Raw genomic sequence first — 14,169 nt, 5'->3', positions numbered from 1 at the left:
TGCAGCCGCTTAAAAAAGTGTCCGGAAAACTGTTGCCAGATCAATCTGATCAGCCAGCTTTTCGACACCCGCCTGCGGATCAATTCGCATCAAGGTCGACAACCAAAGAATACGCAGCGCAAACGGCAATTGTTGCTCCAATCTTTGGAGTGCCCGTTCTCGAAGTCTCTCAATTTCCGACGCATCCCCATGCTTCAAGATAATCCGTGTGACCTGCCGAAGCCTTTCGGTCATCCCAGTCGCGTTGTCGGCGCCATTGATCTGCTCCCCGCCGGCATCTAACCAAGATTCCAGCCGTGGAAGAAATAGTCTCGCTACTCTCTCAGGCGCGTAACCAATTCCTTGAAGCAGGCCTGAATGTCCATGCTCACCTAGCGGCTGGCTCAGTTCCCACGACAGTTCATTTCCAAGCGCCCGCTCCACAGCGTTTGGATGCGTGTCTACGAGACTTTCTATCCACTGAGGCAAGCCGTTCAGTTCAATCGGAGCGTACCGCGCGGCCAGCTCGGCTTCGGCATCGTTGAGTTTAGTTGCCCAGTCAGGGTCCTCCGCTTCGGCGTAGATCGAGGCCAGACCAAGCTGCCAACGTACAAGAAATGTATTGCGTTTTCCTTCGGGCCTTTCGCTAGGAAAAGTTGGGTGGTCATCACGCCAGATTTTCATCAACGCCCGGCGAAGCTTGTCGGCCGTTTCTTGATTGAATTGCTCTTCAATGAATCGCCGGTTCCAGCCTGACGATCGACTGTCCTCACCATCGTGACTCATTGTGCGCCACAAGTTCCAAGCAGTGTTCCAGCTCTGCTCTGTCGAAAATGCGTTTTCAGGCTGATTGGCAACCTCTCGCCAGAACTGAACCCAGCTCGCGTGGTTCTTTGCCTTTCGCCGCTCTTCTTGCTTATTTCTTTCAGCCTGCCTCTTTTCCCTGCGACGATGTTCTTTGTCGTGCTTCGATGGCTTCAGCCAGTCGTCAAGCCTTTGCACGAATGAAGGTTCATCCTCTATGAGAGGCCTCAGTCCCTCAACGTGTTCTTTCCATGTATCACGATCCGGCGACAGGCTGATGGCTGCCTCCAAGAGCATTGCGCGTTCACCCGCATCCCGGGTCGTGTCTCCAAGCGCCTCGCTCACCCAAGTCAGATCCCGGTCTGGTCTTAGCTGAACTGGTCCATCATAAACAGTTATCTCTGCGAACCGTCTCCAAGGATCTTTGATTTCATGGAGCGACTGCAGCAAACCATCCATAACCCAGAAAAGACGCGCACTGTCTACTGCATTCAGATTACTTAGCTTTTCGCGAAGCGGTTTGATCGGATCATCGTCACCATAGTCCCTTTGGTGTAATCGCAATGCGATTACACCAGCATATAGCCACTGCTCGTCTTGGCTTATATTGAGGCCGCGCTCACAGGTTGCGGCAAGTGACCCGATGAGATCCGGTCGATCGCTCGTGATATGTGGCCACTCCTTTTTCCATTTTAGCCCCTCTGAGATTAGAGCAAGAAGGCCATCACGAAGCTCCTCGAGGACAGAGGGCTCAAAGGCCGATGCAGCTATTAGGCGCGGAAGTTGCCAGTTAAGGCTTCCTGCCCTCCGCTTCTCTCGCTTTAGCCATCGAAGCGCCCGAAAAAGCTCTTCAACCGACATATATTTTGGGAAAAGACTCAGCACGGCACCACGCGATATTCTATCGGGCCAGAGATCGTCAGCATCCGCTATACGTGCGGCAATTGTGCCTAATCTCTCGTCATCAAGGGCTATTAAGGCGTCGATAGCCATTATGCGCTCGACCGTAGTTGCTGCAATGTCCTGAGTGATCTCGAATACGATGTCAGCACAAGCTTCTATGCGACCCGCCTCGATGAGGCTGATGAGGACTTTTCGCACATCCGGATTCTCTACCACTCCACTGCGCCAAATCCTGTCGATTTCTCCTGCCAACTCGTTAGATGTAAAGCGGTGGACCTGAATGTGAGGCACCTTAAGGCCTCTCCATCCACCAAGGCCGTAGCGCTCTGCGTAGGCGTGAAGAGCTTGATTTCGCTGAGTTTGCGTTAGCGACTCAGGGTCACCTTCATCTAGAAGCACAGCAGGTTCATTGTCCCGCAACAGTTCAAATATCTCGTGTACTTGTAAGGCCAACCATCCCACCACTGGCCGTTTGGACAGGCGAACGATTGTGCTACCTTTCGTCTCCGCAAAGAGAAGACGTTTAAGGGCTCGAAACGGCATACCTTGCCTTCGAAAAGCTATTAGCCGTTCCGCGGCAAGATACTCGGCAACAGAACGATGATGGAAGCGCACTCGGCCATAAGAAGCGAAGCCAAATAACGGACGCTCCAGCAGTGCTTTTCGTTCGTTCGGTTGCCAATCGGAGAGGATGATCGCGGGGTCGAGAGCAGCCTCATTGTCAACAGCGTCGGACGCGGCACTATGACGAATGGTTAGACGACGCGTCATCTGAACTGCGAGCGCGAGCCGGCTAGCTCCCTCAATCGCCCTGTCGACAGACAATTCCGCCGGCTCAGGCCTGTCTTCACGAGGAAGCAACTTCACGCGAACATTCGTAGCAACCTGATCGCGATGTGTTCGAATACGTTTATGCTCACGCCAGTCTGCGCACAACTCAATTAAGTCCTGAGGCCTGCGTGCAAACTCAAGGGCATTGCGACGTCGTAAGTCCTCAAAAGAAGATCAGGATCGCTCACTCCCTGGTGTCGACAAAAATCGACGATCTGTTCGTCCGATAGCGGCATTAAAGCTACAGACCGCCAATCGGGCGATTGATTTTTGCTTCTGTTGTCGTGTTGCTCCTGATGCTCTCGCATTGCGATCTTCGCAAATGCCTCTTCACCGGAGTCGTAAGTCGGCGCCAGAGGAACAGGCAGCACATTTCGGACCAACTGTTCGTCGAAGGGGATCGGCCGTGTCGTGATGACAACCCGCACCCGATGAAGCTGACCTCCGATACACTTTTTCAGACGTTTGAGCGCGCGCTCAAACGAACCCATCGTCAATTTCAGCTCATCAATCGAGTCCAAAAAAAATGTCGCCACCTCAGACTGTGAGGCAAGCCAAGCGTCCAGCCGGGCTTCTTCATCTGCATCTAACAGACTGCGAAGGTCTTCTGTTGCCAACGCCGCCAATTCAACGAAGAATGCAGGTTCTCCAGCAGCCCGAAGGCTCTCGGACTGTTTACGGCATTCGTAGGTTTTTCCTGCCCCTGCCTCTGAAATTATCAGTACACGTTTTGAATGCAGCAGCTCATCCCATGTAACGCCTCGGGCCCAGCCCAAGCCTACCAAGAATGATTGCTGGTCAGCCTCAGTAATTTTCCCATCAGGAATGTTTTTAAAGGTTCTTTTTATCATTATTGCTAATGCCACCTCTGAACTGTGTACTGATCAGTCTCGTATCTAATATCCTCTGTTACAGCCTCGGCCTCTTTAAAACCCAACTCATTGAAACGCATTAACTATATAGAAAGCCACTCAATGACGCGGAGTAACGACACCTACAAGTTTATAAATCGTTGTACAGGATCATTGAGCACTACAGACACAGACACATCCTTCTTGGTTATTCAGAGCGCTCCGAATTTACCAGCGCCAAAACACAAAAGCCCGCATATACACGGGCTTCCGGAGTGTTTATTGCCAATCACTACTGGTCTATGCCGAACGCGGGATCACTCCCACTCAATAGTAGCAGGCGGCTTGCTGCTCACGTCATAAGTAACCCGCGAAACGCCTTCCAACTCATTGATAATCCGGTTGGATACCTTCTCCAGCAGCTCGTAGGGCAGGTGCGCCCAGCGGGCGGTCATGAAGTCGATGGTTTCGACCGCGCGTAGCGCGATGACCCATTCGTAGCGGCGGCCATCGCCGACGACACCTACCGATTTAACTGGTAGGAACACGGCGAAGGCTTGGCTGGTCTTTTCGTACCAACCGGCGGCGCGCAGTTCTTCGATGTAGATGGCGTCGGCATCACGCAGGATGTCGGCGTACTCTTTCTTCACTTCACCCAGAATGCGCACGCCCAGGCCGGGGCCAGGGAACGGGTGGCGGTAGACCATATCGTAGGGCAAGCCAAGTTCGAGGCCGAGTTTGCGCACTTCGTCTTTAAACAGTTCGCGCAGCGGCTCGACCAGCTTGAGCTTCATGGTTTCCGGCAGGCCACCGACGTTGTGATGGGATTTGATCACGTGCGCTTTGCCGGTTTTAGAGGCGGCGGATTCAATCACGTCCGGGTAGATGGTGCCCTGGGCCAGGAAGTCGACGCCGTCGATTTTGCTGGCTTCTTCATCGAACACGTCGATAAAGGTGTTGCCGATAATCTTGCGCTTGGCTTCCGGGTCGTTTTCGCCCTTCAGCTTGCCGAGGAACAGCTCTTCGGCGTCGACACGGATCACCTTCACGCCCATGTGCTTGGCGAAGGTTTCCATCACTTGGTCGCCTTCGTTTTTGCGCAGCAGGCCGTTATCGACGAATACGCAGGTCAACTGGTCGCCAATGGCTTTGTGCAGCAACGCCGCCACAACCGAGGAGTCGACACCACCGGAAAGGCCAAGCAGTACATGGCGGTCACCCACTTGCTCGCGTACGCGCTGCACTTGGTCTTCGATGATTTGTGCAGGCGTCCAGAGTTTTTCAGCGCCGCAAATATCCAGCACGAAGTGCTCAAGAATGCGCTGACCTTGCAGGGTGTGGGTCACTTCGGGGTGGAACTGCACGCCGTAGAACTGCTTCTCTTCCCAGGCCATGGCGGCAATCGGGCAGCTCGGCGTGGAAGCGGTCACGGTGAAGGTGTCAGGCACCTGAGAGACCTTGTCGCCGTGGCTCATCCATACGTCTAGCAGGCCTTTGCCGCTGTCGGTATCGATGTGGTCTTTGATGTCTTTGAACAGCGGGGTGTCGCCGTCGATTTGAATCTGGGCGTAGCCAAATTCGCGCTGGTTAGAGCCTTCCACTTTGCCGCCAAGCTGCTCGGCCATGGTCTGCATGCCGTAGCAGATACCAAACACCGGCAAGCCCATTTCGAACACGCACGCCGGTGCTCGCGGGGAATCCAACTCGGTCACCGATTCCGGGCCACCGGCCAGGATGATGCCGTTCGGGTTGTATTCGCGAATTTCTTCTTCGGTGATGTCGAAGGCGCGGATTTCGGAGAATACACCGATCTCACGCACACGGCGGGCGATCAGTTGGGTGTACTGGGAGCCGAAGTCGAGAATCAGGATCTTATGGGCGTGAATGTCACTCATGGCGGGGTCTCGGTTAAGCGGTGTGGGTGCCGCTGTTAAGGCCAAAAAGCAAGCGGCGGGGCAATGCCCGCCGCGCCATTTAACTAAACGTGCTGGTTAGCTCACCCGGTAGTTGGGGGCTTCTTTGGTGATCTGCACGTTGTGAACGTGGGATTCGTTAAAGCCAGCGCTGGTAATTTGTACAAATTCCGGCTTGGTGCGCATTTCTTCAACACTGCGGCAGCCGGTGTAACCCATGGAAGCGCGCAGGCCGCCCATCAGTTGGTGAACGATAGCGCCCATCATGCCTTTATAGGGTACGCGGCCTTCAATGCCTTCCGGCACCAGCTTCTCGGCACCTTCGCTCTTATCTTGGAAGTAGCGGTCGGCGCTGCCCTGGTTCTGAGACATGGCACCCATGGAGCCCATGCCACGGTAGGCTTTGTAGGTACGGCCTTGGTAAAGCTCAACTTCACCCGGCGCTTCTTCGGTACCGGCCAGCAGGCCACCGACCATCACGGCGCTTGCGCCAGCGGCGATGGCTTTGGCTAAGTCACCCGAGAAGCGAATGCCGCCGTCGGCGATCAGCGGAATATCGAACTCTTTGAGCGCTTCTGCCACGTTAGACACCGCGGTGATTTGCGGAACACCAACGCCTGCCACAATACGTGTGGTACAGATAGAACCGGGGCCAATGCCCACTTTAACGGCGTCTGCGCCCGCTTCAGCCAGCGCTTTGGCGGCAGCGCCGGTGGCGATGTTGCCGCCAATCACTTGAATGTTCGGGAAGTTCTCTTTAATCCAGCGCACGCGGTCGATAACGCCTTTAGAGTGACCGTGGGCAGTATCAACAATGATCACATCGACACCGGCTTCGGCCAGCGCAGCAACGCGATCCGGCGTTTCCGGGCCAGTGCCAACGGCTGCACCTACCAACAAGCGGCCATCGCTATCTTTGGCAGCCATCGGATACGTGCGGGCTTTTTCGATGTCTTGGAAAGTTACCAAACCGCGCAGATGAAACTCGTCATCGACGATCAGCATTTTCTCGATGCGGTGTTCGCGCATTTTGGCTTTGCTGGTTTCAAGGTCGGTGCCTTCCTTGACGGTAACCAACCGCTCGCGGGGGGTCATGATGTCCGCTACGCTGTCGCCGTGGTTGGGCTGGAAGCGCATATCACGCTCGGTCACAATACCTACCAGGGTTTCGCCTTCTACGACGGGGAAGCCAGAAAACCCGTTCTCACGCGCCATCGCCAGCAGGTCATCCAGCTTCGCCTTAGGGCTAACGGTGACTGGATCTTTTACAATCACGCTTTCGTGCTTTTTAACCTTACGCACTTCAGCGGCTTGCTGACTCATGGTCATGCTCTTATGGATAATGCCGATGCCGCCTTCCTGAGCCATCGCAATTGCTAGACGCGCTTCGGTAACGGTATCCATTGCAGCGGAAAGCAGCGGGATATTGAGTGAAATATTGCGGGTCAGGCGGGTTTTGAGGCTGACATCCTTGGGCAGAATATCGGAGAAGCCGGGAACGAGGAGTACGTCATCGAACGTAAGTGCTTCTTGGGCCATACGTAGCATAGCGGCAACACCCTGATAGAAGAGGAAGTGGGGCGTGGAAAGTTAATCCCCTATTATAGCGTTTTGAGGGCCTTTCCAGCAATGTGAAGAAGGTTTTCAATCCAGACCAATGGCTAATAAGCTAGGATTCTTGCGAAAACTACCCACTCGCTCACTCTCTTTTTAAGGTTGCTCTATGCCCGATACACCACAAGCGCTTTCTGTTAGTCAGTTGAATCAGCGTGCCAAACAGACCCTTGAGCGCGATGTGGGCGAAGTGTGGGTAGAGGGCGAGCTTTCCAATGTTTCCCGCCCGGCGTCTGGGCATATTTACTTCACCTTGAAGGATGACCGGGCACAAATTCGCTGTGCGCTATTTCGCCAACGGGCGCGTTTTGTATCGGCGCCTATGCGTGATGGCGATCAGGTAAAACTACGCGGCCGGGTCTCGCTGTTCGAACCGCGCGGCGATTATCAGTTGATTGCTGACGCCGTACAGGCGGCGGGCTTGGGGGAACTGCTGGCAGCGTTTGAGCGCCTAAAAGCGCAGTTGGAAGGCGAAGGTGTGTTTGCCAATACGCGCCCCCTGCCCTTTCCTCCCCGCAAAATTTTGATATTGAGTTCCGCCAGCGGCGCAGCCATTCGCGATGTATTGGCGGTACTGGCGGCGCGCTGGCCACTGGCAGATGTCACGCTGATTCCGGTGCCTGTACAAGGCAACGAGGCCGCCCCTGCGATGATTTCGGCACTGGGGTTACTGAACCGACAGGCGCGCTTAGACCCTGACCAGGATGTGGTGCTGATCACCCGCGGCGGCGGTAGCTTAGAAGACCTGTGGGCGTTTAATAACGAGCATCTAGCACGGGCGATTTTTCACTCCCGCTTGCCGGTGATGTCGGCAGTGGGTCACGAAGTGGATGTCACCCTGGCGGATTTCGCCGCCGATATGCGCGCCCCTACCCCATCAGCAGCGGCCGAGCGTTTGGTGCCTGACCAACATGCGCTTAAGCAACAATTAATCCAGGCAGAAAACCGCTTACAGCGTGCCATGCAGGCACGCTTAGAGCGGGATAGCCAACGGCTGGATACCCTGCGCGCCCGCCTTCGCCACCCAGGCGAGCAACTTGAACGTCAACGCCAGCACGTTACCGCCCTTTGTCAACGGCTGCAGCGCGCCATACAGCAAACCGTTCAGCAGCAGCAAGTGCGGGTCACCCAGTTAAGCAAACGCTTAGCCAGCCAAGACATGGTGCGCCTGCACCGAACAGAGCAAGAGCGTGTTAGTCAGCTCCAGCGCCGTTTAGCCAGCGCTATGCAGCGAGCGCTGGAAGTGCGTCAGGCACGCTTGAGTAGCGCCGCCCGTGAACTAAATGCCATCAGCCCACTGGCGGTGTTGGGGCGCGGCTATGCCATTGCCCAGGATGAAAAGGGCCATGTCATTCGCCGGGCAGAGGACACCGCGCCAGGCCAGAAGCTCTCGCTACGGCTGGGAGAAGGCAGGCTAAACGTAGAAGTAAAGCGGCGCTACAAGCAGTAGCGCTCAGCGCATCTCAATATCCAGCTCGGTGATAAAGCGGTCCCGCCGCGAAATTGCCTTACCTGCGTCATCTCCTGACAGCGTGGCACAGGCATTAATCAGGCACTCCATGGCGGCAAAATAAGCCACCATGCTGTTGGAAATAAAGCTGCTTTCATGGGGCACCAGGATAGATACCTGGGCATACTCAACCAGTGCGGAGCTGGCGTAGTCGGTTACGGCCAAGGTTTGAATGCCATGAGCCTGCGCCATCCGGCACACATCCACCACTTGGCGCGTATAGGGCTGGCAACTGGCGGCAATCAGTACGTCACCTTCGGACATCGACGCCAGCCCTTCCGCAACCCCATTGGTAGCGTCGCTAAGCAGCGCTACATCAGGGCGCAACATGCCTAACCCGTAGGCTGAGAAACTGCACAGCGCATGAAACTGACGCACTCCGTACAACCGAACCCTGGGCGCATTGATCACTGTTCGGGCGAAAGTTTCAATATCATCATGCTTCACCCCTTGCAGAAAGCGGTCGATATTGTGCTTATTTTCAGCGCATAGCTGCTCCGCCTGGACATGCAAACTGCGCTTGTCGGCAGCCAACGCGCTGGCAGCATGGTCGCGGTAAAAAGAGGCAGAAGAGGTAAAGCTCGCGCTCAGCAGAACTCTTTGTAGATCGCTGAAACGGGCATAACCGAGAGAGCGTGCCAAACGAGAAATACTCGATGGGTTGACCTCTAGCCGACGAGCTGCCGAAGAAATAGACAGCAGCACCTGATCCCCCTGAAGGTCGATCAGGCGTGCCAGCACTTCTCGCGATTTGGGGCCAAGACGTAGCTCGCTCTCGCCCCGGGCAATGCTAAGCGCCAGTTCACGCAGACCGTCAACGGTTTCCGGGGGCTGGCGCTCAGCTATCGAGTGTTTAGAGGGCGAAGAGTCAACTTGCGAAGAAGAGTTTTCCGTCATAAGCGGGTGGCGCTCCAGGGCGATCATAAAGTTGCCATGCTACACCATCCACTTCAAGACGCATGACCGCCGTGACCAGAGTATTCTCGTGATCAGGGTCGTCAGCACTCAGTCGCAGAATGGGCAGGCCGCTGGCTTGTTGATCATGCAGGATAGCCAGCGGCGCAGTCTCTCCTTCCGCTAGCAGCTGATCTCCACGCTGCTGTCGGTCTCGTGAGGAATCAGTAACCCATTGCGATGCCAGACCACTGGGGTGATACAGCGCATGATTAGCATGCACGCTGGGGGCATTTAGCGCTATCTGGGCAGCATCCCCACCACCAAACTCAATACTCATCACCTCTCGCTGCCCGCATTCGGCAAGCGAAAAATGAAAGCCGCCGCACTCATTGTAATGCTGCAGCAGTGCCACGACACCGGCCACATTGGGTTGGCTTAAAGCCGCCCGGCCTAACACCATTCTTGGCACCCTGGGCGTCACATTGAGCAAGCGCAAATTATTGACCGCCTGCACCCAGCCCTGGCGGGTAAACGCCAGCGTGTGGCCCGGTATCGAGCCGGGATAGCAGAAAGCGGTAAACCCCTCTCCCATTGCTGATGTCACTTCAGCCATAAAACAGTGGCCACGGAAGAATGGCAGGCCATCCTCATTATGCGCCACCAGCGGCGTTTCTCCGGGGAGAACCAAGGTCGTGCAGCCGTCCGGTGCATGGGCCAACAGGTCACCCCGGCAGTTCCAGGCAAATACCGCTTCAATAGGTAGGCTAAGACCTTCCGCAAGCCCCTCTAGCTCTTCCCACACTTGAGGAAAATCACGCTGCGTATTGGCTGCCATGATAGCAACAGCGTTCCGGTGAATCGGGTCGTTAATTTCAGCCCAGATAGCGCTTGGCAGCAAAAAGCGATGCACCGCATCACGCCCTGCGCGCCCAAGGGCAACGCCGATGTCGCGTGGCTGCCCATTGATAATCTGCCAGCCAATAGAGCTCGTTTGTTTAGACATGGCGCAGAAAGTCCTTCATCCGGTCATTAGGCGGGTTATCAATGACATCAACAGGGTTGGCATCAACCGCAATTTTACCGTGTTCCATAAAAATCAAGCGCGTGCCAACCTGTTTGGCGAAGGACATCTCATGGGTCACCACCACCATGGTCATCTGCTCTTCTGCCAATTTCTGCATAACATTCAGTACTTCCTGCTTAAGCTCAGGGTCAAGCGCTGAGGTAGGCTCATCAAACAGCATTACTTTGGGTTTGATCGCCAACGCCCGAGCAATAGCGACCCGCTGCTGCTGCCCACCAGAAAGCTCATGAGGATAGTGTTTCGATTTATCCCCCAGGCCGACTTTTTCCAATAGCCCCTGGGCACTATTATCAGCCGCCTTACGTCCCATTTTGCGCACATGGCGTTGGCCAAAGGCCACATTTTCCAGCGCTGTCATTTGTGGAAATAGGTTGAATTGCTGGAAGACCATGCCCGCTTCCTGGCGAATTTCGCGCAGCGTTTTGTTGCCTCCCTTAACGCTCATGCCATCAACGAGAAGGTCACCCGAGGTGATCATTTCCAGCCCGTTAATACAGCGCAACAAGGTGGATTTTCCAGAACCGGATGGTCCTATGAGCACGACCACTTCGCCACGATTGATATCCAGATCAACCTTATCAAGTACCTTAAGCGGGCCAAAGTGCTTGGACACATTCTTGAATTCTATGATGGCGCTCATAAGATCCTCATCCGCTTCTCAACGATACGCAGCAGCAGCGACAACGTGCCGGTCATAATCAGGTAGAACACGGCAACCGCCGTCCATATTTCGACTGCACGGAAGTTAGCCGCCATGATTTCCTGGCCGGTGCGCGTCAGTTCGCCGACACCGATCACAATAAACAAGGAAGTATCTTTCAGGCTGACAATGCACTGGTTACCCAGCGGTGGAATCAAGCGGCGAAAGGCGAGCGGTCCAACGATATAGACCACCACTTTCCAGCGCGGCAAACCGATAGCACGTCCTGCCTCGGTTAATCCTTTTGAAATCGACAGCACTGCGCCACGCACAATCTCAGCAACGTACGCCCCAGCATTAATGACAATCGCAAGGATTGCTGTCGTCATCGGGTCAATGCGGATATCCACCAGCACCGGCAAGGCGAAATACAGAAACATCACCTGTACAACAATCGGCGTACCTCGAATAATTTCGACGTAGATAAACGCCAGTGTATTGAGGATATAGCCGCCGTAGGCGCGCATCAGGCCAATAACAGCCCCCAGCGTAATACCACCGATCAACCCCGTTACGGTGATATACAGCGTGATTTTTGCGCCATTGAGCAACGCGGGCAAAAACCCTATAACAATCGACCAATCGATATTCATCTAGACTCTCCTGACAATCCAACGTCAGCGGAGGAAGCCCTCCGCTAGTAAATAAAATTTCAGGAGATTATTCGTTGGGCGATTCGCCGAACCACTTCGCATAAATTTCGTCGTAGCGGCCATCTTCCCGCATAGCCGCTAATGCTTGGTTAACTGGCTCGACCAGCTCGCTTCCCTTGGGAAACGCAATGCCATACTCGTGCGCCATCATCTGCTCACCCACGGCTTTTACTTGGCCGTCACCAGCGGTGGCAATGTAGTAGAGAACATTGGGCGTATCATGCATCGCGGCATCAACGCGGCCGGTGCGTAACTCCAGGTAGGCATTGTCGATATTGGGGAACTGGCGTAGCTCGGTGTCGGTGAAGTTTTCCCGTGCATAGTCAGCAGCAGAGGTGCCGGTGCGAACGGCCAGCATTTTACCTGCTAAGTCTTCAGCACTTTCGATATCACTATCAATTGGCACCATGATGCGGAAGCCGCTTTCGTAGTAGCCATCTGAAAAATCAATCACCTCGGCACGGTCTTCACGGATAGTAATCCCCGCCAGGGCAACATCTAACTGGCCAGTCTGCAGGCCGGGAATAATGCCATTGAAATCCATTGGCCTTAGTTCGAACTCCAGCTCAAGCTCTTCGGCAATCATTGTCCACATATCGATATCAAAACCGACATATTCACCGTCTTGAGCAAACTCAAAGGGCACAAAGGCAGTATCAGTGGCAACCACTAGCTTGTCTGCGGCGGCAGTCGCTGCAGTGAGAGAAAATGCAGTAGCAGCCATTAACGTGGTTAGTGTTTTCATGGAGAAGTCCTCGTGACGTCGATGTTATTGGTTATGTGTGAGTGACGTAGCGTGTAGATAACGGTGTTGTTATTGGTTTGGTTTAGATGGGCTTGGATTGGCTTTGCTGGTTTTATCTACAAGCATATCTGCAAATATAATTGCACAAATACATAAAATGACCAAATATTTTCATTTATTTTTTACACGCATACGAAACCGGGTGTCGCAAAGACACCCGGCTCATCTAGATATTTCTCTTTAAGTAAGCGTTTTTAGGCTAGATTTTTCACCAACACCTTGGATTTTCGGGCGTGGTTGTAGGCTTCGCGTTTTAGCGGCGGCAGATCATCTAAGCTTGCAGCACGGAAGCCGTGTTCGACAAACCAGTGAGCCGTGTGGGTAGTTAACACAAACATTTCGGAAAGCCCACGCTGCCGGGCGCGGCGTTCTAACGCTTCCACTAAGCGCTCGCCGCGCTCACCGCCGCGATAGTTACCGTGCACCGCGACACAGGCCATTTCCCCCACCGTGGTGTCTGGAAAAACATGCAATGCTGCACAGCCAATCACCATGCCATCACGTTCGATGACCATGTAGTCGTCGATTTCGTGCTCTAGGCGTTCCCGCGAACGAGCCACCAACATGCCACGTCGCTCCAGTGGCTCCAGCAGCTCTAGCAGGCCAGCGACGTCGTTCAACGTGGCTGGGCGCAGTTGCTCGTAGCGGTGTTGGGTGATCATGGTGCCAACGCCGTCACGGGTGAACAGTTCCCCTAACAGCGCATCGTGGTTGCGCCAGGAAAGCAGGTGGGTGCGCGCCACCCCTTCTCTGGCGGCGGTGCAGGCGGCGTTCAAGTGGCGTGCCAGCTCACTGCCCGGTAACGCCTGTTGCAGGCGCGGCTCGGCCTCTGCCGGGGAAAGCTGGCGCAATAGTGCACCGTGTTCGTCTTCAAGCCCTTCCGACTCGCCTAATAGAATCAGCTTATCCGCTTTCAGCGCGACGGCAGCCTGTTGTGCGACTTCCGAGGCATCTAAATCAAACACTTCACCTGTGCTGGAGAAGCCCAGCGGCGGCAGCAGCACCAGTGAGCCTTTTTCCAACAGCCCTTCAATAGCGCTCGAACGCACTCGGCGGACTTCACCACTGTGATCAAAATCGATGCCTTCACGCACCCCTAATGGCTTAGCGGTCACCAAGTTACCGGAAATCACGCTAAGCTCTACACCGTGTAGCGGCGTGCTAGGCAGCCCCAAGGAAAGACGAGCTTCTAGCCATAAGCGCTGGTGTGCGGCCACCTGTTCCACGTGAGCCATCACCGCTCGATCAGCTACCCAGCGACCATCCACCCGTGTTGGCTCGACACCGGCAGCCGTCAATGCGTCATGCACTTGTGGGCGAATACCAAACACCACAACTAGCCGCACCCCCAGGGTGTGTAGCAGCGCTAAATCTTGAATCAGTTGCTCTCCTCGGCCAGACGCCATGGCTTCGCCCTCAATTAAGATGACAAAGGTTCGTCCCCGGTGCGCATTAATGTAGGGCGAAGCATTACGAAACCAATCAACAAAAGGGAAGCGTGTGTCCAAGGGCCGCTCTCCGGCAGCAGGTGAATGAAAGTATCAGCGTTTACTTTAACAGAGCATAAAAAACAGCGGCACCTTCTTGTGTAAAAGAAGATGCCGCTGTGCGTTTGGCCAAGCAGT

The 14,169-nt window shown here is 54.8% G+C and carries 11 protein-coding genes; 1 reads left to right on the top strand and 10 read right to left on the bottom strand.

Annotated elements, in window-relative coordinates:
* Positions 1-9: 9 nt before the first annotated feature.
* The 4 genes from INT21_RS01220 to guaB form a co-directional block, all read right to left on the bottom strand.
* Entirely contained in the window at positions 10-2,553 is a 2,544-nt protein-coding gene (locus tag INT21_RS01220) for a hypothetical protein (RefSeq protein WP_226930557.1), read from the bottom strand.
* Between the two features lie 74 nt (positions 2,554-2,627).
* Entirely contained in the window at positions 2,628-3,368 is a 741-nt protein-coding gene (locus INT21_RS20290) for a hypothetical protein (protein WP_226912859.1), read from the bottom strand.
* Between the two features lie 317 nt (positions 3,369-3,685).
* Positions 3,686-5,263: a glutamine-hydrolyzing GMP synthase gene (guaA, locus tag INT21_RS01215; RefSeq protein ID WP_120387289.1), complete on the bottom strand. Its 1,578-nt coding sequence runs from the start codon at positions 5,261-5,263 to the stop codon at positions 3,686-3,688.
* A 96-nt stretch (positions 5,264-5,359) separates the two neighbouring features.
* Positions 5,360-6,829 (bottom strand): IMP dehydrogenase, encoded by a 1,470-nt coding sequence (guaB, locus tag INT21_RS01210; protein ID WP_038481789.1) that lies wholly within the window; start codon positions 6,827-6,829, stop codon positions 5,360-5,362.
* Positions 6,830-7,004: 175 nt separating this feature from the next.
* On the opposite strand from guaB, the gene xseA reads away from it, so the two are divergent.
* Positions 7,005-8,345, top strand: coding sequence for an exodeoxyribonuclease VII large subunit (gene xseA, locus INT21_RS01205; RefSeq protein ID WP_193061484.1), 1,341 nt, complete (start codon positions 7,005-7,007; stop codon positions 8,343-8,345).
* A 3-nt stretch (positions 8,346-8,348) separates the two neighbouring features.
* Here the strand turns inward: xseA and INT21_RS01200 are convergent, their stop codons facing one another.
* The 6 genes from INT21_RS01200 to argA all read right to left on the bottom strand — a co-directional run bounded on the left by INT21_RS01200 (position 8,349) and on the right by argA (position 14,052).
* Complete coding sequence (locus INT21_RS01200) at positions 8,349-9,302, bottom strand: MurR/RpiR family transcriptional regulator (protein ID WP_193061485.1); 954 nt, start codon at positions 9,300-9,302, stop codon at positions 8,349-8,351.
* Positions 9,274-10,305: a C45 family autoproteolytic acyltransferase/hydolase gene (locus tag INT21_RS01195; protein WP_193061486.1), complete on the bottom strand. Its 1,032-nt coding sequence runs from the start codon at positions 10,303-10,305 to the stop codon at positions 9,274-9,276. Before INT21_RS01195 ends, INT21_RS01200 begins: the two co-directional genes overlap by 29 nt.
* Positions 10,298-11,026 (bottom strand): glutamine ABC transporter ATP-binding protein GlnQ, encoded by a 729-nt coding sequence (gene glnQ, locus INT21_RS01190; protein WP_193061487.1) that lies wholly within the window; start codon positions 11,024-11,026, stop codon positions 10,298-10,300. The genes INT21_RS01195 and glnQ overlap by 8 nt, the downstream gene beginning before the upstream one ends.
* Positions 11,023-11,679, bottom strand: coding sequence for a glutamine ABC transporter permease GlnP (gene glnP, locus INT21_RS01185; RefSeq protein WP_193061488.1), 657 nt, complete (start codon positions 11,677-11,679; stop codon positions 11,023-11,025). The genes glnQ and glnP overlap by 4 nt, the downstream gene beginning before the upstream one ends.
* Before the next feature lie 67 nt (positions 11,680-11,746).
* Entirely contained in the window at positions 11,747-12,484 is a 738-nt protein-coding gene (glnH, locus tag INT21_RS01180; RefSeq protein ID WP_193061489.1) for a glutamine ABC transporter substrate-binding protein GlnH, read from the bottom strand.
* 254 nt (positions 12,485-12,738) lie between these two features.
* Positions 12,739-14,052 (bottom strand): amino-acid N-acetyltransferase, encoded by a 1,314-nt coding sequence (gene argA, locus INT21_RS01175; protein ID WP_193061490.1) that lies wholly within the window; start codon positions 14,050-14,052, stop codon positions 12,739-12,741.
* Positions 14,053-14,169 lie beyond the last annotated feature (117 nt).

The organism is Halomonas sp. 3F2F, assembly GCF_014897805.1.
Lineage (GTDB): Bacteria > Pseudomonadota > Gammaproteobacteria > Pseudomonadales > Halomonadaceae > Vreelandella.
Note: the sequence above shows the minus strand (reverse complement) of the source record. Positions and strands in the feature narration are given on the sequence as shown.

Excerpts from the sequence above, each read along its gene's own strand:
- guaB (WP_038481789.1), bottom strand. The coding sequence starts at position 6,829 with ATGCTACGTATGGCCCAAGAAGCACTTACGTTCGATGACGTACTCCTC.
- INT21_RS20290 (WP_226912859.1), bottom strand. The coding sequence starts at position 3,368 with ATGATAAAAAGAACCTTTAAAAACATTCCTGATGGGAAAATTACTGAG.
- INT21_RS01200 (WP_193061485.1), bottom strand. The coding sequence starts at position 9,302 with ATGACGGAAAACTCTTCTTCGCAAGTTGACTCTTCGCCCTCTAAACAC.
- INT21_RS01195 (WP_193061486.1), bottom strand. The coding sequence starts at position 10,305 with ATGTCTAAACAAACGAGCTCTATTGGCTGGCAGATTATCAATGGGCAG.
- glnQ (WP_193061487.1), bottom strand. The coding sequence starts at position 11,026 with ATGAGCGCCATCATAGAATTCAAGAATGTGTCCAAGCACTTTGGCCCG.
- glnP (WP_193061488.1), bottom strand. The coding sequence starts at position 11,679 with ATGAATATCGATTGGTCGATTGTTATAGGGTTTTTGCCCGCGTTGCTC.
- guaA (WP_120387289.1), bottom strand. The coding sequence starts at position 5,263 with ATGAGTGACATTCACGCCCATAAGATCCTGATTCTCGACTTCGGCTCC.
- xseA (WP_193061484.1), top strand. The coding sequence starts at position 7,005 with ATGCCCGATACACCACAAGCGCTTTCTGTTAGTCAGTTGAATCAGCGT.
- glnH (WP_193061489.1), bottom strand. The coding sequence starts at position 12,484 with ATGAAAACACTAACCACGTTAATGGCTGCTACTGCATTTTCTCTCACT.